The sequence below is a fragment of the Rhodanobacter sp. Root179 genome, assembly GCF_001428465.1.
GTDB lineage: Bacteria > Pseudomonadota > Gammaproteobacteria > Xanthomonadales > Rhodanobacteraceae > Rhodanobacter.
In genome coordinates this window covers 1-24,606 of record NZ_LMHR01000087.1, presented here as the reverse complement: position 1 = coordinate 24,606, position 24,606 = coordinate 1, and the positions used below count along the sequence as shown (strand labels likewise).

The window sequence follows — 24,606 nt, the reverse complement described above, 5'->3', positions numbered from 1 at the left end:
GGGCGACGCTGCAATGCGTTTCTGCATGAAGCATCAAGTGAACAGTTCACTGTAACTGACTGTTACTGAATTATTTGTTCTTTGCATCAATCGACAGGGCATGGATGCCGTTGTCCATCAGGCCGTCCAGCGCCGCATAAACCATGCGATGCCGCCGAATCGGCAGCAATCCGGCGAATGCGGGACTGACGATGCGCACATGGAAGTGACCCTTGCCCTCCCCCGCGTGGCCGGCGTGCAGGTGGCCTTCGTCGACGACTTCCAGCTCGGTCGGTGCCAGCGCCGCAGTCAGGCGCTGGCGGATCTGCTCGAGCACCACTTCGCTCACGCCGGTAACGCCTTGCGGAAAGGCTTGATCTGCACGTCGGCGTAGACGCCGGCCGCCACATACGGATCGGCATCGGCCCAGGCGCGGGCCTCGGCCATCGACGGGAACTGGGCCAAGATCATGCTGCCGGTGAAACCGGCCGGACCTGGGTCCTCGGACTCGATCGCCGGGAACGCGCCCGCGACGAACAGCCGACCGTCATCCAGCAGTGCCTGCAGTCGCGCGATATGCGCCGGGCGCACGCCTTTGCGCTTCTCCAGCGAGTCGGCAACGTCCGTTCCGATAATGGCAAACCACATGGTGCTGGCTCCAGAGTTGGCGGCAAACGCGAAGTTTAACGCACCGTACTGCTCAGGCGCTGCGGGCAGCCTCGGCCAGCTGGGCGGTGTCGACGCGCACGAAGACCGAATCGCCCAGCGCGGTCAGCACGTCGCCGGCATAGACCTCGCAAAGCACGCGGGTCTTGCGCCCCACCTCGCCGTCGACGCGCGCCTTCAGCGTCAGCGGCACACCCATCGGCGTGGGCTTCAGGAACTTCACGCCGAGATTGCCGGTGACGCAGTCAATGCGCGGCTTGCTGTCAGGCGCGCGATGCTCGGCGCGGTAGTGGCAGGCCATGGCCGTCCAGTTGGAATGGCAGTCCACCAGCATCGCGATCAGGCCGCCGTAGACCAGCCCGGGCCAGCCGTGGAAGTCGGCATCGGGCAGGTGCGTCGCAACCACGTGCACACCATCCTCGTCCCAGCGGCTCTTGATGTGCAGGCCGTGCGGATGGGCGCTGCCGCAGCCGTAGCAGATGCCGTCGGGCGCGGCCTGATCCTGCAGCGCGGGCGTGTCCACTCAGGCCTCGGGCCGCATGTACGGGAACAGCAGCACGTCGCGGATCGAGGCCGAGCCGGTCAGCAGCATCACCAGGCGGTCGATGCCGATGCCGAGGCCACCGGTGGGCGGCAGGCCCACTTCGAGCGCGCGGATGTAGTCGGCGTCGAAGTGCATCGCCTCGTCGTCGCCGGCGTCCTTGGCGTCGACCTGGGCCTGGAAGCGCGCGGCCTGGTCTTCCGGGTCGTTCAACTCGGAAAAACCATTCGCGATCTCCTTGCCGTTGATGAACAGTTCGAAGCGATCGGTGATGCCCTTGTCGGTATCGCTTTCGCGCGCCAGCGGCGACACCTCGACCGGGTGGTCGGTGATGAAGGTGGGCTGGATCAGGGTGTGTTCGACGGTGTGCTCGAAGATTTCCAGCAGCAGCTTGCCCCAGCCATAACCAGGCTTGACCTGTGCGCCGAGACGCTTCGCGTGCGCCGCCATCGCCTCGCGATCGCGCAGTTCTTCGCGCTTGATCTCGGGGTTGTGTTCCAGCACCGCGTCTTCCATGCGCCAGCGGCGGAACGCCGGGCCCACGTCGATCGCCGCGCCGTCCCATTCCAGCTGTGTGGTGCCCAGCACGGCCTGCGCGGTATCGCGGATCACGCTCTCGGTGAGGTCCATGATCTCGTGATAGGTAGCGTAGGCCTGGTACAGCTCCAGCATGGTGAACTCGGGGTTGTGCCGGGTCGACACGCCCTCGTTGCGGAAGTTGCGGTTGATCTCGTAGACGCGGTCGAAGCCGCCGACTACCAGGCGCTTCAGGTACAACTCGGGCGCCACGCGCAGGTACAGTTCCAGATCCAGCGCGTTGTGATGAGTGGTGAACGGCTTGGCCGTGGCGCCGCCGGGGATCATGTGCATCATCGGCGTCTCCACTTCCATGAAGCGGCGCGACGGCGCCTCCAGCCACTGGCGCATGGTGCCGATGATCCGCGAGCGCAGCATGAAGGTGCGCCGCGCCTCCTCGGTGACGATCAGGTCGACGTAGCGCTGGCGGTAGCGTTGTTCCACGTCGGCCATGCCGTGATGCTTGTCCGGCAGCGGGCGCAGGCTCTTGGTCAGCAGGCGCAGCTGGTCCACGCGCACCGAAAGCTCGCCGGTCTTGGTGCGCATCAGCACGCCTTCGGCGCCCACGATGTCGCCCATGTCCCAGCTCTTGAACGCCTCGTAGGTGTCGCCCAGGGTGCCCTGGTGGATGAACAACTGGATGCGCCCGCTGAAATCCTGCAACTGCACGAAACTGACCTTGCCCTGCACGCGCTTGAGCACGATGCGCCCGGCCATCTTCACCCGGCGTCCGGCAGCCTCGACCGCTTCGGCCGTGTGCACGTCCCTGTCGGCGAACTCGGTCTGCAGGTCGCCGGCGAAGCTGTCGACCTTGAAGTCGTTCGGGAACGCGATGCCCTGCTCGCGCAATGCGTTCAACTTCTCGCGGCGCTCGGCAATCAGCCGGTTCTCGTCGATGATCGGGGTGTCGGTCGTTTCGCTCATGGGGAACTCTGTTGCTCCGGGTGTCCGCAACGTGGGGCGCACACCAGATGGTCTGGGGTTGGGTCGCAAGATGAGGCGTCGAGGTTTCCCTCGGGAACCTGGCTCGTCAATCGTCCTTGCCGAATACTTTCTTGACCGCGTGTCTGGTTGCATCCCAGCCTTCGCGCGCGCCGTGGCCGATGGCGATTCCCGCCTTCTTCGCCCCATGGCCGATGCCGACACCGGCGTCCTTGGCACCGTGCCCGACCTTCTTGGCGACGTGTTTGGTCGCATGACCGACATCGCGGGCGCCATCGGCGACGCCGTGGCCGACTGCTTTGGCGTCCTGCTTGATACCCTGGCCGGCGCCGCCTTGCTGCGATTGCGCGGCCGCGCCGAACGCAGCCAGTGCGGCACAGGCGATCACGATGCTGCAGATCTTCTTGCTGTTCATGCGGCTACCTCGTCAGTAAGCGGAAGGCGTCAGGTCTCACGCATCGATGCGCTTGGAGCCGGCTTCGAGACCGGACTTCAGGCTGGCCTCGATGAATTCGTCGAGGTCGCCATCCAGCACCTTCTGCGTGTCGGTACGCTCGATGCCGGTGCGCAGGTCCTTGATCCGGCTCTGGTCCAGCACGTAGTTGCGGATCTGGCTGCCCCAACCGATGTCGGACTTGGTCGCTTCCAGCGCGTCCTTTTCGGCATTGCGCTTCTGGATCTCCAGCTCGTACAGCTTTGCGGCCAACATCTTCATCGCGGTGTCGCGGTTCTGGTGCTGGCTGCGACCGGTCTGGCAGGCCACCACGGTATTGGTCGGAATGTGGGTGATGCGCACCGCCGACTCGGTCTTGTTGACGTGCTGGCCACCGGCGCCCGATGAACGGTACACGTCGGTCTTGAGGTCGGCCGGGTTGATATCGATCTCGATGTCGTCGTCCACTTCCGGCGACACGAACACCGAGGTGAAACTGGTGTGCCGGCGATTGTCCGAGTCGAACGGGCTCTTGCGCACCAGCCGGTGCACGCCGATCTCGGTCTTCAGCCAGCCGTAGGCGTAGTCGCCTTCCACCCGGAACGTGGCGGACTTGATCCCGGCCACGTCGCCGCCGCTGACTTCCATCAGCTCGGTCTTCCAGCCGCGGTTCTCGCACCAGCGCAGGTACATGCGCAGCAACATTTCGGCCCAGTCCTGCGCCTCGGTGCCGCCGGCGCCGGCCTGGATGTCGACGAAGGCGTTGGTCGAGTCCATCTTGCCGGAGAACATGCGCTGGAATTCCAGCTTGTTGACCTCGGCGTCGACCTTGGCCAGGTCGTCGATCACCGACTGCGCGGTGTCGTCGTCGCTGTCGGCGATGGCCATCTCCAGCAGCTCACCGGCATCGGTGAGGCTGGCCGTCATGCGGTCGATGCCGTTGACGATGGTATCCAGTCGGGCGCGCTCGCGGCCCAGGTCCTGCGCCCGCGCCGGGTCGTCCCAGACGGTGGGGCTTTCCAGTTCGCGGGTTACTTCTTCCAGGCGTTCGCTCTTGGTGGCGTAGTCAAAGATACCCCCGAAGCGACTCGACACGGTCGCGAAGGTCGGCAATCTGGGCCTGGATGGGATTGGTCTCGATCATGGTCGGAAATCGCAGGAAAACAGCCCCCGATATTAGCAGAGCGTGCGCCGTTGCACGCGGTTGCTGGCTACACTCGGGGGCTCCCGGACATGAAGGAAGATGGGCAATGAAGAAATGGACTTTTCTATCCGCAGTCGCCTGTGGCCTGGCCGGCCTCGGCTGCCTGCCGGCCACGCACGCATCGGGCCCGGGAACGCCCTCTTCCCCATCGGGTTCGGATGCTGCCACGCTGGCCATCGTGGAAAAGGCGCTGAACCAGGCCGACGTGCCGGCCCTGGCCCGCATGTACCAGGCCTCGAACGATCCCGTCAGTCGCGTCCTTGCCGCCATGACCCTGGAACGCATCCACTTCAATCTGGAAAAGTCCAGCGAGGATGCACGTGTCTGCGAACGCAGCCTGATCGACAGCAAACCCGAGGTCGCCTTCTTCTGCGCGAAATTTGCCAACGGCAACCTGCGGCTGTCCCAGGGCTCGGCCAAGGCCGATGCGGCCGAGCTGGACATCATCCGCCGGTTCCAGGACAAGGTGGCTCCGGCCAGGCTCGAGCAGATGCGGAGCTACCTGGCCAGCCAGGCCGGCACGCCACAACTTGAGCTGGTCATGCCGTCGCACAGCTTCAGCATTCCGGTTCATCGCAGCCTGGCGCAAGGCAACCTGCCAGCCGTGGAAGTTGAAAGCGGCGGCAAGAAGACATGGCTGCTGGTCGACACGGGCAGCTCGGCGCTGACACTGGACGAAGACAGCGCACGCAAGCTCGGCGTCGCCATGCTTGATCGAACCGGCAAGGTCGGCGGGTTTCTGTCGCACGACGTCCCCGTCCGCTACGGCATCCTGGCCAGGCTCGGCATCGGCGAGCTCACCCTGCTGAACGTTCCGGTGACCGTAGTGCCGGCAGATCACCGGCTGCTCGGCATGGACATCCTGCGGCGACTGGGCGCGTTTCGCCTCACCGAGAGCTCGCTGGTGGTTGGCGACAGCACCGATGGCGACGGCGCCTGTAGGGAACCGATGCTGGTATCCAGCGACATCTGGGGCAACCAGCTGCGCGTGGTCACCGCCCTGTCGATCGATGGGCAATTGCGCACGGCCCTGATCGACAGCGGCACCAGCCATTACCTCGCCGCCGACCAGCACGCCCTCGACGAGCTGCACAGCAGCCCGGGGCGGCGCCTCAGGGTCCGCGACATGGGCGCGCACCAACACGCCGCGCGCATCAGCCGGGCCACCGCCGATATCGACATCTCCGGGCAGCCATTCACCGTCACCTTCGATGTATTCAAGCAGGCCAGCCTGCCCTGGCATTACCTCCTAGGCGGCGGCGCCTTGCGCTACATGGACTTCCATTTCGACTTCAATACCCGGCATACCTGCCTGCTGATCCATCCCGACCGGCATTGACGTTCAGCTCGCCAGCGCCTGCTGATGCACTCCCCTGACCGCCCGCCCCGACGGATCGGCTGCGCTGGCGAAGGCTGGGTCCCAGGCTAGCGCCGCGGGTGACGAGCAGGCGATCGACTTGCCGCCGGGCACGGTCGCCGCGCAGGCTTCGCCGGGGAAATGCTGCTCGAAGATGCGGCGGTAAAAATAGGCCTCCTTGGTCGCCGGCGTGTTGAACGGATAGCGGGCTGCCGCCGCGGCGAATTCGCGATCGGTCACCGCCTGCTCCGCGTGCGCCTTCAGCCCGTCGATCCAGCCGTAACCCACGCCGTCGCTGAACTGTTCCTTCTGCCGCCACAGGATCGAATCCGGCAGCGCGCCTTCGAATGCTTCACGCAGTACCGCTTTCTCGATGCGCCCCTGCCCGGCCATCTTATGCGCGGCATCGAGGCCCATCGCCACGTCGATGAATTCCAGATCGAGGAACGGCACCCGCGCCTCCACACCCCAGGCCATCATCGCCTTGTTCGCGCGCAGGCAGTCGTAGCTGTGCAGCGCGTCGAGCTTGCGCACGGTTTCCTCGTGGAAGGCCTCGGCCGACGGCGCCTTGTGGAAATACAGGTAGCCGCCGAAGAGCTCGTCCGAGCCTTCGCCCGAGAGCACCATCTTCACCCCCATCGCCTTGATCCGCCGCGCCAGCAGGTACATCGGCGTGGCGGCGCGGATGGTGGTGACGTCGTAGGTTTCGATGTGGCGGATCACCTCGGGCAACGCGTCAAGCCCTTCCCAGAACGTGTAGACGAAGCCGTGGTGCACGGTGCCCAGCGCATCGGCGGCGACCTGCGCCGCGGCCAGGTCAGGCGAGCCGTCCAGCCCGATCGCGAACGAATGCAGGCGTGGCCACCACGCCTCGCTGCGATCGTCGTCCTCGACGCGCTCGCGAGCAAACCGGGCGGCGCAGGTGGCGACCAGCGAGGAATCCAGTCCACCGGACAGCAGCACGCCGTACGGCACGTCGGTCATCAGCTGGCGATGCACCGCCTGCTCGAACGCCTTGCGCAAGGCCGGTGCCGCCACGTCATGGCCGCGCGTGGCGGCGTAGTCGCGCCATGGCCTGGCGTAGTAGCTGCGCAATTCGCCGCTGGCGCTGTCGTAGACATGGCCCGGCGGGAACGGCGCCACGTCGGCGCACACGCCGACCAGCGCCTTCATCTCCGAGGCCACGCACAGGCGGCCTTGCGCATCGTGGCCCCAGTACAACGGGCAGACGCCGATCGGGTCGCGGGCGATCAGGTAGCGCTGCGCCTCGCCGTCCCACAGGGCGAACGCGAAGATGCCGTTGAGCCTGCCCACGAAGTCGCCGCCCTGCTCGCGGTACAGCGCGTTGATCACCTCGCAGTCCGAGCCGGTGGTGAAGTCGTAGCTGCTGGCCGCACGCAGCTCGCGGTGGTTGTAGATCTCGCCATTCACCGCCAGCGCCAGTGCACCGTCGCGCGAACGCAGCGGCTGCGCGCCGCTGGCCGGGTCGACGATGGCCAGCCGCTCGTGGACCAGGATCACCCCGGCATCGACGAACACCCCACTCCAGTCCGGCCCGCGATGGCGCTGGCGCTGCGACAGTTCCAGCGCCTGCCGGCGCAACGAAGCGAGGTCGTCGCCCGGCTGCAGGTCGAACATTCCGAAAATCGAGCACATGGTGGAAGTTTCCTCGTTGCTAGTTGTGGATACCGCTCTTCTAGAAAGTCGGCCATGGATGGCCGGGTTTGCTCTTGCGCGGATGGACTCGCGCAAAAGTGACCGCACGGCCATGGATGGCCGGGTTTGCCCTGCGCGGAAGGACCCCCGCAAAAATCAAGCACGCAAAACGAAAAAGGCCCGCACTGGGCGGGCCTCTTTCGCGTATTCGATGAAACTTGCAGCTACGCGAGGGCCCGCCAACGGTTGGCGTTATTGTTCGCGCGATTATTGGTGTTGCCGGCCAGCACGAAGCCGCGCGCGGAAGCCGCGGTGGAGTTCAAGCTGCTGGTGGCGAAGGAAGGCATGGCTCAACTTGAACAGATCATCCGACGCTTGGCAAGTGCTGGCACAGCAGTGACGCCAGCCGTCGCTTGCCGCTACATTGCCGCCAATGAGCCCTGACGCAACACGGATGTCTGCCCGCTCCCGCACCGACCCGGCACCGATGCCCGCGGGAGGGCGGCCACTGCGCTGGTGGATTCCGCTGCTGGCCTGGTTGCTGCGCGGCTTCTACTTCGGCCGCATCCGCATCGTCGGCGCCCATCGGCAACCCGTGCCGCGACGCGGCGGTCGACTGATCGTCAGCAGCCACCGCAACGGGGCGATCGACGGCTACACCGTGCTGCGGGTGTTCCCCGGCGCGCAGGGGCTGGTCTCGATCCAGTTGCTGCGGCATCCGCTGCTGCGCTGGATGTTCGACGGCATCGCGGTGGTGCGCGACAAGGATCGCGAACGCTACGGCACCCGGCGTGCCACGTTCGCCCATCCCGTCGACGCCGGCTGTGCCCAATTACGTGCAGGCGGCGACCTGGTGATCTTTCCCGAAGGCAGTAGCGAATGGGGCTGGCAACCGCTGCCTTACCAGCGTGGCGCGGCGCGGATCGCGCGCACCTTGCTGGATGAGGGCGTGGCACTGGAGGTGGTGCCGCTGGGCCTGCACTACCAGGCGCCGGACCGCTTCCGTTCGCGCGTCGAGGCGCTGGTCAGCGTGCCGGTGAGCTTGCCTGCACGCGACGCCGATGAATCCGATCGCGACTGGGAACGGCGCATTCATCAAGCGATCGCGACCGCGCTCGACGCGGTCTCGGTGAATTGTCCGAACCCGGAGGCGTTTGCGGCGGCGGAAGCCTGGGCGACGGTGCGGGCCGCAGCGGGCGAGTCCTATGCGCTGGCGTTCATCGATGCCCAGCAGCACCCGCAGGCACGGCCGCCACGACCACGCACTCGTTCATGGCCATGGGACTGGCTGGTGGTGGCGGCTTTCATGCTGTTGGTAGCGCCGGTGCTGGTGGCCGGCCGGTTCGCGGGTGGCAAGGCGGATGCGCGCAATACGGTGAGCTTTTTCCGCATCGTGGGCGGGCTGCTGGTGGCGATGGTCTGGCTGCCCTGTCTGCTGTTGATGACCGGGTTCTGGCCATGGCCGCTGCTGGTGCTGTGGCCGCTGGCCGCACTCGGCTGGTGGCGCTGGCCACATGTGATGCATCGGGGGACTCCATGAACATGCCACGCATCGCGCGCTGGATCGGCCATGCCTTCGCCGCCGAGCTGTTGCTGATCCTGGTGCTCGGCAGCGTCGGTGCCTGGCGGCTGGACGACGGCGACCTGCACGCCGCCAGCGTGCTTGGCGGCATCGCCTGGCTGCTGTTGCTGGCCGCCACGCTGGCCGCGCCCGGCGGTAGCTGGGCGAATTGGAAAGGCACGCTGCAGTTCGTCGCCTGCTGGCTGATCTTTCCGCTGTTCAAGGCGATCCGCGAGGTGTTCATCCGGCACACCGCCGACGCGACGCTGCTCGCGCTGGATCGTGATCTGTGGGGTGGCCGCAGCCTGCCGGAACACCTGCTGGGCTGGGAACGGCCGTGGCTGTCGGAGCTGCTCAGCAGCGGCTACTTCCTGTTCTATTTCGTGGTGCTGCTGCCGGCGATCGTGTTCAGCGTGCGGCGCAGCAACCCCGAGGCGCAGGCGTTCTTCCTCGGCCTGACCCTGATGTATCTGGTCGGCTTTGCCGGCTACCTGCTGGCGCCGGCCGGCGGGCCGTACATGGCGTTCCCCGAAGTGTTTCCCTATCCCGTGCACGGCGGTGCGATGACGGCCCTGCTGGCCGGCGTGGTCAAGGCCGGCATCACCGGGATGGACGTGTTCCCCAGTCTGCACAGCGGCATCGGCGTGTACGTGCTGGGCTTCTTCGCGCTGGGCAGGTACCAACGCATCGCGCTGCTGCTGGCGCCGATCATCCTGGCGCTGGTGGTGGCCACGTTGTACCTGCGCTATCACTACGGCATCGACGTGCTGTGCGGGATCGCCCTGGCCGCCGCGGTGCTCGCCTTCATCCAGCGTTACCGCAAGGAAACCTTCGCATGACCCAGCTCTTCGCGTTCACCGATCCGCAAGCCGCCGAGCATGCCGTAAGCGGCGGCAAGGGCGCCAACCTGGCCCGCGCCGCGCAGCACCTGCCGGTGCCACCCGGCATCGTGGTCGGCAGCGAGGTCTATCGCGAGTTCGTGGCGCCGTTGCACGAGGCGATCCGCCACGTGCTGGACGACGCCACACTCGACCATGCCGCGCGCAGCGAGCGCATCCAGGTCCTGCTGCTGGCGCAGCCGTTGCCGTCGTCACTGCGCGACGAGCTGGCCGCGAAGCTGGAAGCACTCGATCTGGCCGATGCGCCGGTGGCAGTGCGTTCCTCCGGCACGCTGGAAGACCTGCCCGGCGCTGCGTTCGCCGGCCAGCACGACACCCTGCTCGGCATTCGCGGCACCGATGCCGTCGTCGATGCGATCCGCCGCTGCTACGCCTCGCTGTGGAATGCCCATGTGCTGCCGTATCGCGAGCGGATGGGGCTGAACCACCTGGATGCGGCGATGGCGGTGGTGGTGCAGAAGATGGTGCAGGTGGGCGAACGCGAGGCCGCCGGCGTGGCGTTCTCGATCGACCCGGTGCGCGGGGCGCTGGACCAGGTGCTGATCAACGCTGCGTTCGGCCTCGGCGAGACCGTGGTCGGCGGCGAGGAACCGGTCGACGAATACCGCCTCAAGCGCAGCGACATGAGCGAGGTCGAGACGGTGACCGCCGAGAAGCCGCAGGCGCTGGTCACCGATGCCGCCTGCGGTACCCGCCACACGATGTTGTCGGCCGAACAGGCGCACGCCCCTGCCCTCGCCGAGGCACAACGCCGCGCCGTGGCGCAGCTGGCGTTGGCCGCCGAGCAGCACTTCGGTTTTCCGCAGGACATCGAATGGGCGTGGCAGGACGGCACGCTGTACCTGCTGCAGTCGCGCGCGGTGACGCGCATCCCGGCGCGCTGGACCCGCGACGAATCGGCCGAGCGCTTTCCCAACCCGGTCACCCCGCTGACCTGGGACCTGTGCGAAGCCGGCTTCCATGCCTCGCTCAACCACAGTTTCAGGCTGATGGGCCTGCCGCCGTTCGGCGACAAGTGGTTCGCGATGCGCGACTACTACATCTACGGCAACCAGAACGCGGTCGAACTCTACAGCGGCCGCACGCCGGCGAAGATGCTCAAGGACGTGGAAAGCATCCGCGCCGCGCTGCCGCAGATCGCGGCGCAGTTCGCCTGGGTGCAGGAGCTGCCGGTGCGCTGGATGCGCGACCTGGACACTTACCTGCTCGGCATCGGCGCCCTGATGCGCGAGTCGCTGGACGGTCGCCCGCTGAACGAGCTGTGGGACTATGTGCTGCGCATCAATGCGCTGGGCGCCAGCTACTTCCTGCCCAACATCGCGATCTCGCTGACCCAGCGCACGCTGTACGTGGCCCTGCAGCAGATGCTTCGACTGGCGCTGCCGGCCGACCAGGCGCAGCAGGTGTTCGACCAGTTGCTGGCGGTCACCGACACCAAGACCGGCCAGGTCAACGCCGAACTGTGGTCGCTGTCGCGGCTGCTTCGCATGGATGCCGCCCTGCATGCGCGACTGCGCAGCGGCCCCAGCGTCGAACTGCTGGAAGAACTGCCGCAGCACCCTGCCTTCCATGCCGAGTTCCAGCGCTTCCTGGCCCGTCACGGCCATCGCGAACTGGATTTCGACGCCTACCACCCGACCTGGGTCGAGGCGCCGCAGATCGTGCTGGACCAGCTGAAGATGCTGGTCGACCGGCCCGACGAGGACCGCGCCGCCGCCGAGCTGGCGCAGAAAGCCGCCCAGGCGGCCATGGAGCACGGCGTGCTCAGCCACGCGCCGGAGGAACTGCGCTACCTGGTGCACGAGGTGATCCGGCTGGCCCGCACGTATACCGCGCTGGACGATCTGGAGCACTACCAGACCACCCGCCTGCACCTGCCGTTCCGCCGCGGCCTGAAGGCGATCGGCGCACAGCTGGTCGAACTGGGCGTGCTGGCCGATCCGATGGACGTCTATTTCGTGCCGCTGGCCGTGCTCGATGGCGCGCTGCACAGCGGCGAGCTGGCCCCGATCACGGAAGCCGCCGCCCGCCACAAGGCCGGCTACCTGGCGGCCTGCGCACGCACGCCGGACTGGATTTTCGGCGAGGCGGAACCGGCCGAGGTCGACGGCAGCCACGTGCTCAAGGGCCTGGGCGGCAGCCCCGGCATCGTCGAGGGCGAGGTATTCGTGGTGCGCAGCCCGGAAGATTTCCCGCATTTCCCCAAGGACGCGATCCTGGTGGCGCGCACTACCAACCCGGCGTGGACGCCGCTGTTCTACCAGGCCTGCGGCGTGATCACCGAAAGCGGCGGTCCGCTGTCGCACGGCGCGGTGACCGCACGCGAACTGGGCCTGCCGGCGGTGATGAGCGTGCGCCACGTGATGCGTCTGCTGGTCAATGGCCAGCGCGTGCGCATCGACGGCCGCCACGGCACCGTCGAGGTCCTCAGTCCGCCGTGATCCAGCGCGTGGCTTCCTCGACCTCGGCACCGTGGAACAGGCGGAACTGGGCCGGGATCGCGAAGCTGAAAGCCGTGGCGGTACCGCGCAGCCACGGCACATCGGTGACCAGCGCCACGCGATCCCAGCCGCTGAAATGGCGCATGCCGAGCTTGGCGTCGTCCCACATCGCGCCGGCGTCGAAGCCGGTGAAATCTTCGGCGGTGACGTACAGCAGGCGCAGCTTGCGGTTCAGCGCAAACGCCGCCTCCACATCCGGCACGATGATGCTTTCGTAATCCGCCGACGTGACCTGTCCATGGGCGCGGAAGCCCAGCGTGCCGGGCGGCAGTCCTTCGATCTGTGCGATCACGGGCGTTCTCCCTCGATGACGTCAGAAGCAGTCTGATCCGCGCCACGTGAAAACCGCGCAAGAGACGCCCGCTCATGGGCGCAGGAACTTCAGGCCGGCTCGATGTGCCGCAGCAGCAGGCGCGGGCTTTCGCGACCCTGCCAGTCGTTGATGACCAGCTCGTAGGCCGCGCGCAGCCGCGGCGGCGGTGGCTGGCCGTGATAGGCGTTGAACATCACTGCGTCGTGCACGGCGCCATCGCGCGGGTCTCGCAACTGCAGGCGCAGATGGCATTCACCCATCACCTTCCAGCTGGCGCAATCGAACAGGTTGTCGAACAGCGGTTCGGGGAACGCCTGGCCCCACGGGCCGGCAGCGCGCAACTGCCGGGCCAGTGCCAGCGTGGCGGCGCCGGGCGGCAGCTCGCCGTCGGTGTGCAGCACCGCCTGCAGGCGTTCGGGTTCGATCAGTTCGCGTGCGACAGCATCGAAGGCAGGGGCGAAGCGCGGATAGTCCGCCGCTTTCAGGCTGAGCCCGGCGGCCATCGCGTGGCCACCGAAGCGCTCGATCAGGCCGGGCTGGCGCGCATCGATGATGGCCAGCGCATCGCGGACATGGAAGCCGGGGATCGAGCGTGCCGACCCCCGCAAGTGCTCGACGTCGTCCTCGCTGGCCGGGGCGAAGGCGATCACCGGGCGGTGCAGCCGTTCCTTCAGCTTCGAGGCCACCAGGCCCACCACGCCCGCGTGCCAGGACGGCTCGAACAGGGCCACGCCGATTGCGTCGATGTCGGAAAGACCCGCCACCATCTGTTCCGCCTCGGCCACCATCGACGCCTGCAGGTCGCGGCGTTCGCGGTTGATCGCATCGAGTTGCGCGGCGCAGTGGCGCGCGCGCGTCAGGTCATCGGTGAGCAGGCATTCCACGCCCAGCCGCATGTCTTCCAGCCGCCCCGCGGCGTTCAGGCGCGGCCCCACGGCGAAGCCCAGATCGCTGGCGCACAGCGTCGCCAGGCTGCGCTTGCCGACCTCGACCAGGGCGCCGATGCCGGCGCAGGCGCGACCGCTGCGCATGCGCTGCAGGCCGGCTTCGACCAGCACGCGATTGTTGAAATCCAGCGGCACCAGGTCGGCCACCGTGCCCAGCGCGACCAGGTCGAGCAGGCCGGACAGGTCCGGCTCGGTACTCGTGAAGGCGCCCTGCTCCCGCAACACGGCGCGCAGGCTCAGCAGCAGGTAGAACATCACGCCGACGCCGGCCAGCATCTTGCTGGGGAACGGGTCGCCGGCCAGATTCGGATTGACCATCGCGTCGCAGTCCGGCAACTGCTCGCCGGGCAGGTGGTGGTCGGTGACGATCACCCGGATGCCGCGCGCCTTCGCCGCGGCCACGCCGGCCACGCTGGCGACGCCGTTGTCGACGGTGACGATCAATTGCGGCGTCGGCTGCAGCGAGGCCACGAAGGCGGCGCTCAAGCCGTAGCCGTGGGTGAAGCGATTCGGAATCGCGTAGTCGACCCGCTGCGCGCCGAGCAGGCGCAAACCACGCACGGCCACGGCGGTGCCGGTGGCGCCGTCGCAGTCATAGTCGCCGGCGACCAGGATCGACCAGTCGTCGCGGATCGCCTCGGCCAGCAAGGCCACCGCCTGATCCATCCCGCCCAGCAACTGCGGCGCCAGCATGCGCGCCAGCCGGTGCTCGACCTGGGCCGGTTGCAGCACGCCGCGCGCGGCGTAGACCTGCTGCAACACCGGATGCACCGACTCCGGCCAGCCGGCGGGGACGCCGCGGCTTTCGCGGCGACGCAACTGCAGGACGCTCAACGTCCGCCCCGGCGCCACACGCGCAGGCGATGCCACGGCTTGCGCTGCCAGCGTTCGCCGCTGGCGAAGTGCAACAGCACTGGCTGCCGCGCCAGCAAGGGCTGCACCGCCGGCCACCAGCGTGCGGCGATCTCGTGGGCCGGCAGGTCCTGCAGGTCGACCAGCCAGCCCGAGTGTGCGCTGGCGATGGCGTCGACGCTGCGCGCCTGCTGCGCAATGCCGGCGTGGGCGGCCAGCGCTCGCAGCAACACGTCGTCGCTGATCACGCCGACGAGCTCACTGCCGATCCTGGTCGGCAGGCGACCGCCGCCCCACAGCCACAGGCTGTTCACCGGCGACAAACCGCGCGCCTGCCGTTGCGTATTCAGCGGATGCTGGTGCAGCAGCACCTGGATGTCGTTGAGCAGGACGCGCCAGCGACGTCCTTCAGGTCCTTGCGGCAGATGCTGGGCGAGGTCTTCGCCCAGTGCCTGGGCGGGCGCGGCGAACTCGGGCAGCGCCATGTCCGCGGGCAGGCGCAGATGCCAGTGGTCCGGCGAGGAAACCTCCAGTTGCATGCCGGCCTCGTCGAATACCGGGCGCAGGTTCTCGGCCAGCGTCCGGGCTGCGTCGATGTCCAGTTGCAGGCGACCGCAGGCCAGCAGGCGCACGCCGTTCATGTCCGGCTGCACCCAGGCCGGATCGGCCGACAGCCACAGGCCGTCGCCCGCATCGCCGGCCAGGAACTGGCGGGTGATCGCCGCGGCGGGAAGATCCGCGCCGATGTTCGTGAAGTGGTCGGCCAGCCCGCCAAGATAACCATCGCCGCCGGCGGCAAGGCGGTCGGCCCGGGCCAGCCATTCGCGCAGCGGGTGGCCCGGTGCGAAGTGCGCCAGCGCGGGCAGCCACCATTGCAGCGAAGGGATGGCGGTCGACATCGGCTACGCCTCCAGTTGTTCCATCAGCGTCAGCCACTCGCCTTCCAGCGCTTCCTTCTCGCTGCGCAACTCGGCCTGGCGCTGGCCCAGTCGCATCATCTCCTGGGTCGGGCCGTTGTAGGTGGCTGGATCGGCGAGCTGCGCCTCCAGCGCGGCCAGCTCGGTATCGATGGTGGCGGTGCGCGTCTCGATCTTCTTCACCCGCTGGCGCGCGGCTTTTTCGTCGTCGCGCTGGGCGGCGGCCTGGCGACGGCGTTCCTCCGGCGAAACCTCGACCACCTTGACCACCACGGGCTTGGCCGCACCGGCCTTCGCCGCCTTCTTGCTGGCCGAGCCGCGATTCTTCAGCCAGCGGGCGTAGTCGTCGAGGTCGCCGTCGAATGGTTCCACCACGCTGTCGGCCACGCGCCAGAAGCTGTCGCAGACCAGGCCCAGCAGGTGGCGGTCGTGCGATACCAGCACCAGGGCGCCGTCGAAATCGGCCAGCGCGTCGGCCAGCGCCTCGCGCATGTCCAGGTCGAGATGGTTGGTCGGTTCGTCCAGCAGCAGGAGGTTCGGCTTGTCCCAGGCGATCAGTGCCAGGGCCAGGCGCGCCCGTTCGCCGCCGGAGAAACCGTCGACGGATTCGAAGGCGCGATCGCCGGCAAAATTCCAGTTGCCGAGGAAGTCGCGCATCACCTGCGTCGCTACCCCCGGCGCCTTGTCCATCAGGTGATCGAGCGCGCTGGCGCCTTCGCGCAGGCTTTCCACCGTATGCTGGGCGAAGTAGCCGATGTTCAGATCCTTGTGCACCTTGCGTTCGCCGCCGAACGGTTCCAGCTCGCCCACCAGGGTTTTCACCAGGGTGGATTTGCCGGCGCCGTTGGGGCCGAGCAGGCCGATCCGCTCACCCGCTTCAATGGAGAAACGCACGTCGGCCAGCACGATGTTGGCCACTTCGTCGTTGCCCTCGCGGCTGGACGGATCGGCTGCGTAGCCCGCGGTGATGTCTTCCAGTTGCAGCATCGAATCCGGCAGGCGGCCGGGCACCGGGAAGCTGAAGCTGAAGGGCCGCTCGGCGCGCACCGCCTCGGTGCCGGCCAGCTTCTCCAGCCGCTTCATCCGCGACTGCGCCTGCTTGGCCTTGCTGGCCTTGGCCTTGAAGCGGTCGACGAAGGACTGCAGGTGCGCCCGCTCGGCCTGCTCGCGTTCGTGCGAGATCTGCTGCTGGCGCAACTGCTCGGCGCGCAGGCGCTCGAACGCGCTGTAGTTGCCGGTGTACAGCTTGGCCTCGCCGTCGTTGAGGTGCAGCGTGTGGGTGATCACGCCGTCGAGGAACTCGCGGTCATGCGAGATGATCAGCAAGGTGCCCTGGTAGCGGCGCAGCCATTCCTCCAGCCAGAGCACGGCGTCGAGGTCGAGATGGTTGGTCGGCTCGTCCAGCAGCAGCAGGTCGGACGGGCACATCAGCGCCCGCGCCAGGTTCAGTCGCCCACGCCAGCCACCGGAGAACTCCTGCACCGCGCGCTCGTGGGTTTCCGGGGGAAAGCCCAGCCCGTGCAACAGGCGTCCGGCGCGGGCACGGCCGTCGTAGCCGTTCAGTTCCTCGATGCGGTGGTGCGCCTTGGCCATCGCATCCATGTCGCCACGTTCGCCGGCCTCCGCCTCGGCGTTGATCGCCGCGGCCAGTTCCTCGTCGCCGCCCAGCACGTAGTCGATCGCCGCATCCGGCAGCGCCGGGGTTTCCTGCGCCACCGAGGCCAGTCGCAACTTGCCCGACATCTCCAGTTCGCCGGCGTCGCCTTCCAGCTTGCCCTGCAGGGCGGCGAACAGGCTGGACTTGCCGCAGCCGTTGCGGCCGATCACGCCCAGGCGCCAGCCACTCTGGATCACCAGGTCGATGTCGGAAAGCAGCAGACGGCTGCCACGGCGCAAGGCGAAATGTCGAAAGGAAATCATGAAAAACCCGGGCTGAAACGGACGGGTCGTCGCCCGCAGCCGCCCATGATAGCGGCGATCAGGCTATTCTCGACCAGTCACCGGGCCTGGCCGAATGCCGAACCCATCGCAATCGCCCGTGTCCGGCATGGCGTAGCATGGGCGCTTCTGCTACAACGACGCCGCATACAGCCTTGCAGGGAGAGGGGGAGCCAATGATCAAGTTCACCAGTATTTTGCCGATCGTCGTCTTGGCGGCAGGCGCTGCCTTCGCCGCACCGCAGACTGCGGCCGCCGCGCAGCACAAGCATGGCGACAGCCTGCTGGTGCATCGCGTGCAGCAGGAAAAGGGCATGAACCTGCCCCGCCGCGGCCTCAGCATGAGCCAGGTCGAGAAGACCTGGGGCGCACCGCAGCGCAAGCTGTCCCCGCGCGGTGGCGACACCGCCAAGCACCCGCAGATCAATCGCTGGGAATACGCGAACTTCATCGTGTACTTCGAACACAGCCACGTGATCCATTCGGTGCTGAACACGCCGGCAGGCAACAACACCAATCCGTCCGCGGTCAACTGATCCGGCTTCATGAAGGCGCGGCCCGCAGCGATGCGGGCCGCGTTTTTGTGTGCGCGGGTCCGCCGCGTCGTACACTTTGCGGTCGCGCGCCAAACCCGGCGTGCCCAGCGTGCACACGAGATCGCCCCGCATGACCGACCACAACCTGCGCCTGCCCGCGGAATGGGAACCGCAATCCGCCGTCCTGATCGCCTGGCCGCACGCGGACACCGACTGGGCCGAACGACTGGCCTCGGTGGAAACCACCTACGTGGCGCTGGCCGCCGCGGTGACGCGCTTCCAGTCGCTGGTCATCGTGGTCGCCGATGAGGACTTGCGCATCCACGTGGAAGGCCTGCTCGCCGACGCCGGCGTGGATTTGTCGAAGCTGCGCTGCATCACCCTGCCCTACGACGACACCTGGCTGCGCGACTCCGGCCCGATCACGCTGAAGGGCGGTGCCCGGGGCTTCCAGCTCACCGATTTCCGCTTCACCGGCTGGGGCGGCAAGTTCGGCGCCGAACAGGACGATGCCCTGGTCGCCGGCCTGGTCGCTGCGGGCGTGTTCGGCCACGCCGCGCACAAGCGCATCGACTGGGCGCTGGAAGGTGGCGGCATCGAGAGCGACGGCAGCGGCAGCATCCTCACCACCTGGCGCTGCCTGGTGCAGCGCCATCCGGAGCAGTCGCGCGAGGAAATGAGCGCCATCCTCCGCGACGGCCTGCACGCCGATCGCGTGCTGTGGCTGGACTACGGCTACCTCGAAGGCGACGACACCGACGCCCACATCGACACCCTCGCCCGCTTCGCGCCGGACGACCGGATCGTGTTCCAGGCCTGCGACGACGCCAGCGATCCGCACCACGAGGAGCTGCAGCGCATGGCCGGCGAGCTGGCCGCGCTGCGCACCGTCGATGGCCGTCCATATCGACTGCATCCGCTGCCGTGGCCGCGGCCCATCCTTGATAAAAGCGGCATCGACGAGGGACGCCGCCTCGCCGCGTCCTACGCGAATTACCTGATCGTCAACGGCGCCGTGCTGGTACCGGCCTACGACGACCCGGCCGACGCCGAGGCCGCCCGCATCATCGGCGAGGCGCATCCGGGCCGCGAGATCGTGCAGGTGCCGTGCCGGCCGCTGATCTGGCAGAACGGCAGCCTGCACTGCATCACCATGCAGCTGCCGGCCGGGCTGGCCTGAGCCGCATCGGCTAAACTGCAGGGTCTGTTTCGCCTGGCGCCATGCCGAGGATAGCCCCGATGACCCGCAAGACCCTGAAGGTCGCCCTGCTGCAGGAAACCGACCGCGGCAGCCGCGACGCCAATCTCGATGCGATCGAAGCCGGCTTGCGCGAAGCCGCGGCCGCCGGCGCCGAACTGGTGCTGCTGCAGGAACTGCACAACGGGCCGTACTTCTGCCAGCACGAGTCGGTCGAGGTGTTCGACCAGGCCGAGACGATTCCCGGCCCCGGCACCGAGCGCATCGGCAAGCTGGCCGAAGAACTGCAGCTGGTGGTGGTCGCCTCGCTCTTCGAGAAGCGGGCGACCGGGCTGTACCACAACACCGCCGTCGTCTTCGATCGGTCGGCGGCGATCGCGGGCAAGTATCGCAAGATGCACATCCCCGACGACCCGGCCTTTTACGAGAAGTTCTACTTCACCCCGGGCGACCTCGGCTTCGAGCCGATCGACACCTCGGTCGGCCGGCTCGGCGTGCTGGTGTGCTGGGACCAGTGGTATCCGGAGGCAGCACGCCTGATGGCGCTGTCCGGCGCCGAACTGCTGCTCTACCCGACCGCGATCGGCTGGGACCCGAACGACGAACAGGCCGAGAAGGATCGCCAGCGCGACGCCTGGATCACCGTGCAGCGCGGTCACGCGGTGGCCAACGGCCTGCCCCTGCTGTCGTGCAACCGCACCGGCTACGAAGCAGACCCGACGGCGTCAGGCGCGGGCATCCAGTTCTGGGGGTCGAGCTTTGTCGCCGGTCCGCAGGGCGAATACCTGGCCCAGGCCGGCACGCAAGGCCGCGAACTGCTGCTGGCCGAGGTGGACCTGGCGCGCAGCGAACACGTGCGGCGGATCTGGCCGTTCCTGCGCGATCGGCGCATCGATGCCTACGCCGACCTGCTCAGGCGCTACCGCGACTGAAACCGGACGGGCACGCTGCCTGCTTGTTCCGCATGGCCTTCGTCCCCATGCTTGGACTTTCCCTTCAGACCGGCCTGCTGATCGCATGAGTGTCCCCGAAACCGAAGTCACCACGTCGCCCGCCGCGCTCGACGGCCAGCCGATCGAACGGGTGCAACGCGACGGCGTGGAGTACGTGGTGCTGGGCACCGCGCACGTATCGCGCAGCAGCATGGAGGCGGTCGAGGCCCTGCTCGATCACGAGCACTTCGATGCGGTGGCGGTGGAACTCTGCGACAGCCGCGCGCAAAGCATGCGCGACCCCGAAGCGTTCAAGCAGATGGACCTGTTCAAGGTGATCCGCCAGGGCAAGGCCGGCATGGTCGCCGCCAGCCTGGTGCTGTCGACGTTCCAGAAACGCCTCGCCGACCAGTCCGGCATCCAGCCCGGCGCCGAAATGAAGGCGGCGATGGATGGCGCCGAACGACGCAACCTGCCGCTGTGGACGATCGACCGCGAGGTCGGCACCACGCTGAAGCGGGCCTGGCGCAGCGTGGGTTTCTGGCAGCGCTTCGGCCTGCTCGGCGGCCTGCTGGCCAGCGTGTTCGATCGCGAGGAGATCGCCCAGGGCGACATCGAGAAACTGAAGCAGGAAGACCTGCTCGAAAGCGCGTTCAGCGAATTCGCCACCGGTTCCAAGCCGCTCTACGACAGCCTGATCGGCGAACGCGATGCCTTCATGGCTGCACGCCTGCGCCAGGAAGCGGCAAGCTCGGCCGGCCCGGCGAACCGCCGCGTGCTGGTGGTGATCGGCGCAGGTCACCTGAAGGGCATGTGCACCCTGCTGCGCGAACAGCAGGACGATCCCGCGGCCAGGGTTGCCGAGCTGGCCGCGTTGCCGCCCAAGGCGCGCTGGCCAAAATGGCTTGCGGTGGGCCTGGTGCTGCTGGTGTTCGCCGCCATCGCCTGGGCCTTCCATCAGAACGCGGCACTGGGCGCGCAGGCGCTGCGTGACTGGGTGCTGTTCACCGGCGGCTTCGCCGCGCTGGGTGCGCTGGCAGCCGGCGGCCATCCGGTCAGCATCCTGGCCGCCTTCATCGCCGCACCGATCAAGCCGTTCCGTCCCGGCATCCCCGCCGGCGGCATCAGCGCGATGGCCGAAGCCTGGGTGCGTCGCCCCCGGGTGGTCGACTTCGACACCTTGCGCGACGACATCGTGCACTGGAGCGGCTGGTGGAAGAACCGCGTGGCACGCACCCTGCTGAACTTCTTCCTGGTCAGCGTGGGCACGATCATCGGCGAGTACAGCGCCGGCATCCACATCTTCAAGAGCTTGTTCTGACGCGCCGCGCGTGACAGGCCTGCGCTGGGCGCATGCTACGATGCGCGCCGCCTGCAGCCGTGCTGCAGCTCGCTCCGACATCCGGCCCGGATGGCGAAACTGGTAGACGCAAGGGACTTAAAATCCCTCACCCTCACGGGTATCCCGGTTCGATCCCGGGTCCGGGCACCACGCGGCTTTCCGCGCCTGATCTTTTCCACGCCTGATCTGCGCGAAAAAAAAGTGCGGCGGACAAAGCCGCCGCACCTTTCATGACAGACGCTGGGTAACCCGTGGCTATCAGGCCGCGGCATCCTTCAGCTTCTTGAGCGGACGGATCTTGACCTTGACCGATGCCGGCTTGGCCGCGAACCACTGCTCTTCCTTGGTGAACGGGTTGATGCCCTTGCGCTTCGGCTTGGCCGGCACGCTCACCGCGGTGATCTTCAGCAGGCCCGGCAGCTGGAACGAGCCGGCGCCCTTCTTGTGCACGGAACCGGCAACCGCGCCTTCCAGCGCTGCGAGCACGGCACGGACGTCCTTGGCGACCACGCCGCTGGCTTCCACGATATGCGCCACCAGGCTGGACTTGTTCAGCGCTTCCTTGATCGGCTTCGGAGCGGCCGGTGCGGCTTTCGCCTTCGGTGCCGGCTTGCTCTTGGCTGCTGCTTTCTGTGCCTTTGCCATGGATTTCCCCTCGTCTAGGTGTGATGGATGGATGCATTGCCTCACGGCACGCTGAATGTAGGGGAATTTAAGGGTTCCGCCAACGGGTCTCGCAGGAAAATCATCGATTCCTGCAGGAAAAATGCATGCCGTCGCCCGCGAAGGTCATTTTCCGGCCGCCATGGCGTACGCTACGCGCCATGAATCCGCCGACCGAGGCGGATCGGGGGAATCGGATGGCGGTGGTGGATCACCCCGGCTTTGGCTATTTCACTGCCGCACTGCTGGCGATGGCCGCCCTGGCTTATGGCGCTGCCGTGCAGTTCCTGGTGATCGGTGCGCGCCAGCGGCACGACCGCACCCACCTCGCGTTTGCCGTGCTGGCGACCTGCCTCGCCACGCTGGCGCTGGGCAATGCACTGATGAATGCGGCCGACTCGCTGGCGCCCGCCATTCGCGGCCTGCGCATGGTCACTGGCGCGGCGATCCTCGCGATGCCGGCGCTGATGGTCTTCGTCGGCTGCTACACCGGCAGGCCGGCGAAACGCCCCGTCCTGGGTGCCGTCTGTTTCGCCGCGCTGGGCATGTTCGCGTTCAACCTGATCCAGCCGTACACGGCGTTCGACACGACGCTGCGCGAAGGCACGCCGCTGGTGCTGCCATGGGGAGAGTCGCTGTTCACCCTGGACGGCACGCGTTCGTTCGGCGGCGATGCCTTTCGCTGGGCCAGCTACGCGATCTTCCTGTGGGCGCTGTACCGTGCATGGCGACAGTACCGGGAAGGTCAGCGCCTGCGCGGCGCCTTGCTGGGCTTGTGCCTGCTGATCCAGTTTGTCGCGCTGTTGTGGGGCGCCATCGTGGTCAGCACGCTGGGCAAGCCCTACCCTTCGCTGGACGCGTTCGCCTTTCTTTCCTTCGTGCTGCTGATGGGCGTTTCCCTGGCTGGCCAGATGCACGCGCACACCCTGCAGCTCGAACGCACGGCCAGGGAGTTGCGTGCCGAGGCGGACATCCGCCGCGAGACCGAACTCGACCTGCGCCACGCTGCGTACCACGATGCGTTGACCGGGCTGCCCAACCGGTTGCGCGCGCTGTACACCCTGGCCGACCTAATCGCCGATGCCACGCAGTCGCAACAGCACGGCGCCGTGCTGATGATCGACCTCGACAACTTCAAGACCATCAACGACTCGCTGGGGCATCACGTGGGCGATCGCGTGCTGGAAAGCATTGCCGACAGCCTGCTCTCCGTGGCGCCTGCCGCGTCCACCGTGGCCCGCCTCGGTGGCGACGAATTCGTGGTGCTGCTGGGACCCGCCAGCACCAGCGCCGACGATGCCGCGGCCCGGGCGATGGATGTCGCCGCAGGGATGCTGCAGCGACTCGCCGCGCCGCTGGCGATCGACAATCGCGTGCTCGGCGTGGGCGCCAGCATCGGCGTGGCGTTGTTCCCCGAGCATGGCCAGGGCGCAGCTGACGTGGTTCGCTGCGCGGACATCGCCCTGTATCGCGCCAAGTCCACCGGGCGCAATGCGGCGCGTCTGTTCCTGCCGCACATGCAACGCGATGCCGATGAACGACTGGAGCTGGAACGCGGCCTGCGCACGGCACTGGAACAGCAGGACTTCTCGCTGCACTTCCAGCCCCAGGTGGACATGCACGGTGCGCTGGTGGGCGCCGAGGCGCTGCTGCGCTGGAACCACGCCCGACTGGGGCAGGTTTCGCCAGCCATCTTCATTCCGATCGCCGAGGAAACCGGCCTGATCCACGCCATCGGTACGTGGGCGATCGAATGCGCCTGCCGGCACATCCGCCAGTGGCGCGAGCAGGACATCGATTTCGGTGGGCGCATCTCCATCAACATCAGCCCATGGCAAATTGCCCACCCGCAGTTCGTGTCGAACCTCGCCGAGCAGGTGGCCACGGCGGGCATCGAGCCTTCCACGCTTACCCTGGAGCTGACCGAGAGCGCCCTGCTCGGTGACTTCGACGCGGCCCTGCGCACCTTGCAGCAGCTTTCCGCGATCGGCTTCCGCCTGGCGCTCGACGATTTCGGCACCGGCTATTCCTCGCTCGCCTATCTGCAGCAACTGCCCCTGGACGAGTTGAAGATCGACCGCTCCTTCATCGGCGCGCTGCAGGCAACCATTGCCGATCCGCTGGCCAGCTTCGTCATCGACGTGGGCCGTCGCCTCGGCATGACCACGATTGCCGAAGGCGTGGAAACGGCCGAACAGGAAGCCGTGTTGCGTGAACTGGGCTGTGACCTGATGCAGGGCTACTTCATCTGCAGACCGCTGGCGGCGGACGACTTCCGGCAATGGGTCGGGCAACGAGCCACCGCACCTGCCGTCGATGCCGTCCCCGCCGGCGCCTGACTCCGGCTGCGACGCGAGCACGCATGGCCAGTGACGTGGCCAACAAAAAACCCGCCAGCGGCGGGTTTCAGGGCTGCATGGCAGCCAATCGGGCAATGGAGGCCTAGGTCGGAATCGAACCGGCGTACGCGGATTTGCAGTCCGCTGCATGACCACTCTGCCACCAGGCCATTGCTTCGATAAACGCGACCGGAATGATCGCAGCTTGTCCCGAAAAAACAAAACCCCGGAAAGCCGAGGTTCTGCGTTGAAACTGGAGCGGGAAACGAGACTCGAACTCGCGACCCCGACCTTGGCAAGGTCGTGCTCTACCA

General features: G+C 67.4%; 22 protein-coding genes and 2 tRNA genes. 11 read left to right on the top strand and 13 right to left on the bottom strand.

What is annotated here, in order from left to right:
• Positions 1-70 precede the first annotated feature (70 nt).
• From ASD82_RS14580 to prfB, 6 genes are all read right to left on the bottom strand, one after another.
• Positions 71-328: a BolA family protein gene (locus ASD82_RS14580; RefSeq protein ID WP_056718537.1), complete on the bottom strand. Its 258-nt coding sequence runs from the start codon at positions 326-328 to the stop codon at positions 71-73.
• A complete protein-coding gene (locus ASD82_RS14575; protein WP_056718536.1) occupies positions 325-627 on the bottom strand; it encodes a YciI family protein in 303 nt (100 codons plus the stop codon). The genes ASD82_RS14580 and ASD82_RS14575 overlap by 4 nt, the downstream gene beginning before the upstream one ends.
• Before the next feature lie 52 nt (positions 628-679).
• Positions 680-1,168, bottom strand: a complete 489-nt coding sequence (locus ASD82_RS14570; RefSeq protein WP_056718535.1) for a PaaI family thioesterase — start codon at positions 1,166-1,168, stop codon at positions 680-682.
• Positions 1,169-2,686 (bottom strand): lysine--tRNA ligase, encoded by a 1,518-nt coding sequence (gene lysS / locus ASD82_RS14565; RefSeq protein WP_056718534.1) that lies wholly within the window; start codon positions 2,684-2,686, stop codon positions 1,169-1,171.
• 106 nt (positions 2,687-2,792) lie between these two features.
• A complete protein-coding gene (locus ASD82_RS14560; RefSeq protein ID WP_056718533.1) occupies positions 2,793-3,119 on the bottom strand; it encodes a hypothetical protein in 327 nt (108 codons plus the stop codon).
• A gap of 36 nt (positions 3,120-3,155) precedes the next feature.
• Positions 3,156-4,281 (bottom strand): peptide chain release factor 2 gene (prfB, locus tag ASD82_RS14555; protein ID WP_157599286.1). Its coding sequence is split into 2 segments (ribosomal slippage): positions 3,156-4,205 and positions 4,207-4,281, totalling 1,125 coding nucleotides; the frame shifts between segments, so codons are not numbered across the junction.
• 106 nt (positions 4,282-4,387) lie between these two features.
• Here prfB and ASD82_RS14550 point away from each other — a divergent pair.
• On the top strand, positions 4,388-5,680 hold the full coding sequence (locus ASD82_RS14550) for an aspartyl protease family protein (RefSeq protein WP_056718532.1): 1,293 nt from the start codon (positions 4,388-4,390) through the stop codon (positions 5,678-5,680).
• A gap of 3 nt (positions 5,681-5,683) precedes the next feature.
• Here the strand turns inward: ASD82_RS14550 and asnB are convergent, their stop codons facing one another.
• The gene (gene asnB / locus ASD82_RS14545; RefSeq protein WP_056718531.1) at positions 5,684-7,354 is read right to left on the bottom strand and encodes an asparagine synthase B; all 1,671 of its coding nucleotides are present in this window, start codon (positions 7,352-7,354) and stop codon (positions 5,684-5,686) included.
• A gap of 246 nt (positions 7,355-7,600) precedes the next feature.
• On the opposite strand from asnB, the gene ASD82_RS17830 reads away from it, so the two are divergent.
• Genes ASD82_RS17830 through ASD82_RS14530 form a run of 4 tightly spaced genes read left to right on the top strand, consistent with a single transcriptional unit; the run spans position 7,601 to position 12,255 of the window.
• Positions 7,601-7,798 carry a hypothetical protein gene (locus ASD82_RS17830; RefSeq protein ID WP_157599285.1) on the top strand — a complete coding sequence of 66 codons (198 nt, stop codon included), beginning with the start codon at positions 7,601-7,603 and terminating at the stop codon, positions 7,796-7,798.
• A 10-nt stretch (positions 7,799-7,808) separates the two neighbouring features.
• Positions 7,809-8,894, top strand: a complete 1,086-nt coding sequence (locus ASD82_RS17895) for a 1-acyl-sn-glycerol-3-phosphate acyltransferase (RefSeq protein WP_056718530.1) — start codon at positions 7,809-7,811, stop codon at positions 8,892-8,894.
• Positions 8,891-9,754, top strand: a complete 864-nt coding sequence (locus ASD82_RS14535; RefSeq protein WP_056718529.1) for a phosphatase PAP2 family protein — start codon at positions 8,891-8,893, stop codon at positions 9,752-9,754. The genes ASD82_RS17895 and ASD82_RS14535 overlap by 4 nt, the downstream gene beginning before the upstream one ends.
• A complete protein-coding gene (locus tag ASD82_RS14530; protein WP_056718528.1) occupies positions 9,751-12,255 on the top strand; it encodes a PEP/pyruvate-binding domain-containing protein in 2,505 nt (834 codons plus the stop codon). The genes ASD82_RS14535 and ASD82_RS14530 overlap by 4 nt, the downstream gene beginning before the upstream one ends.
• Here the strand turns inward: ASD82_RS14530 and ASD82_RS14525 are convergent.
• From ASD82_RS14525 to ASD82_RS14510, 4 genes are all read right to left on the bottom strand, one after another.
• Positions 12,242-12,607 (bottom strand): STAS/SEC14 domain-containing protein, encoded by a 366-nt coding sequence (locus ASD82_RS14525; RefSeq protein WP_056718527.1) that lies wholly within the window; start codon positions 12,605-12,607, stop codon positions 12,242-12,244. The two genes, ASD82_RS14530 and ASD82_RS14525, sit on opposite strands and share 14 nt — an antisense overlap.
• An 89-nt stretch (positions 12,608-12,696) precedes the next feature.
• Positions 12,697-14,409: a single-stranded-DNA-specific exonuclease RecJ gene (gene recJ / locus ASD82_RS14520; RefSeq protein WP_056718526.1), complete on the bottom strand. Its 1,713-nt coding sequence runs from the start codon at positions 14,407-14,409 to the stop codon at positions 12,697-12,699.
• Positions 14,406-15,326: a hypothetical protein gene (locus tag ASD82_RS14515; RefSeq protein WP_056718525.1), complete on the bottom strand. Its 921-nt coding sequence runs from the start codon at positions 15,324-15,326 to the stop codon at positions 14,406-14,408. Before ASD82_RS14515 ends, recJ begins: the two co-directional genes overlap by 4 nt.
• A gap of 3 nt (positions 15,327-15,329) precedes the next feature.
• Positions 15,330-17,264, bottom strand: coding sequence for an ATP-binding cassette domain-containing protein (locus ASD82_RS14510; protein ID WP_056718524.1), 1,935 nt, complete (start codon positions 17,262-17,264; stop codon positions 15,330-15,332).
• A gap of 194 nt (positions 17,265-17,458) precedes the next feature.
• On the opposite strand from ASD82_RS14510, the gene ASD82_RS14505 reads away from it, so the two are divergent.
• The 5 genes from ASD82_RS14505 to ASD82_RS14485 all read left to right on the top strand — a co-directional run bounded on the left by ASD82_RS14505 (position 17,459) and on the right by ASD82_RS14485 (position 21,440).
• Positions 17,459-17,818, top strand: a complete 360-nt coding sequence (locus tag ASD82_RS14505; RefSeq protein WP_007808930.1) for a hypothetical protein — start codon at positions 17,459-17,461, stop codon at positions 17,816-17,818.
• Positions 17,819-17,948: 130 nt separating this feature from the next.
• Positions 17,949-18,998: an agmatine deiminase family protein gene (locus ASD82_RS14500; protein WP_056718523.1), complete on the top strand. Its 1,050-nt coding sequence runs from the start codon at positions 17,949-17,951 to the stop codon at positions 18,996-18,998.
• Between the two features lie 59 nt (positions 18,999-19,057).
• Complete coding sequence (locus tag ASD82_RS14495) at positions 19,058-19,948, top strand: carbon-nitrogen hydrolase (protein WP_056718522.1); 891 nt, start codon at positions 19,058-19,060, stop codon at positions 19,946-19,948.
• Positions 19,949-20,033: 85 nt separating this feature from the next.
• A complete protein-coding gene (locus ASD82_RS14490) occupies positions 20,034-21,269 on the top strand; it encodes a TraB/GumN family protein (RefSeq protein ID WP_056718521.1) in 1,236 nt (411 codons plus the stop codon).
• An 84-nt stretch (positions 21,270-21,353) separates the two neighbouring features.
• Positions 21,354-21,440: transfer RNA gene (locus ASD82_RS14485), tRNA-Leu, on the top strand.
• A 108-nt stretch (positions 21,441-21,548) separates the two neighbouring features.
• Here the strand turns inward: ASD82_RS14485 and ASD82_RS14480 are convergent.
• On the bottom strand, positions 21,549-21,935 hold the full coding sequence (locus ASD82_RS14480; RefSeq protein ID WP_007808937.1) for an HU family DNA-binding protein: 387 nt from the start codon (positions 21,933-21,935) through the stop codon (positions 21,549-21,551).
• 179 nt (positions 21,936-22,114) lie between these two features.
• Between ASD82_RS14480 and ASD82_RS14475 the strand changes: the two genes are divergently transcribed.
• On the top strand, positions 22,115-24,292 hold the full coding sequence (locus tag ASD82_RS14475) for an EAL domain-containing protein (protein ID WP_235580731.1): 2,178 nt from the start codon (positions 22,115-22,117) through the stop codon (positions 24,290-24,292).
• Positions 24,293-24,388: 96 nt separating this feature from the next.
• Here ASD82_RS14475 and ASD82_RS14470 read toward each other — a convergent pair.
• Positions 24,389-24,462: transfer RNA gene (locus ASD82_RS14470), tRNA-Cys, on the bottom strand.
• Positions 24,463-24,606 lie beyond the last annotated feature (144 nt).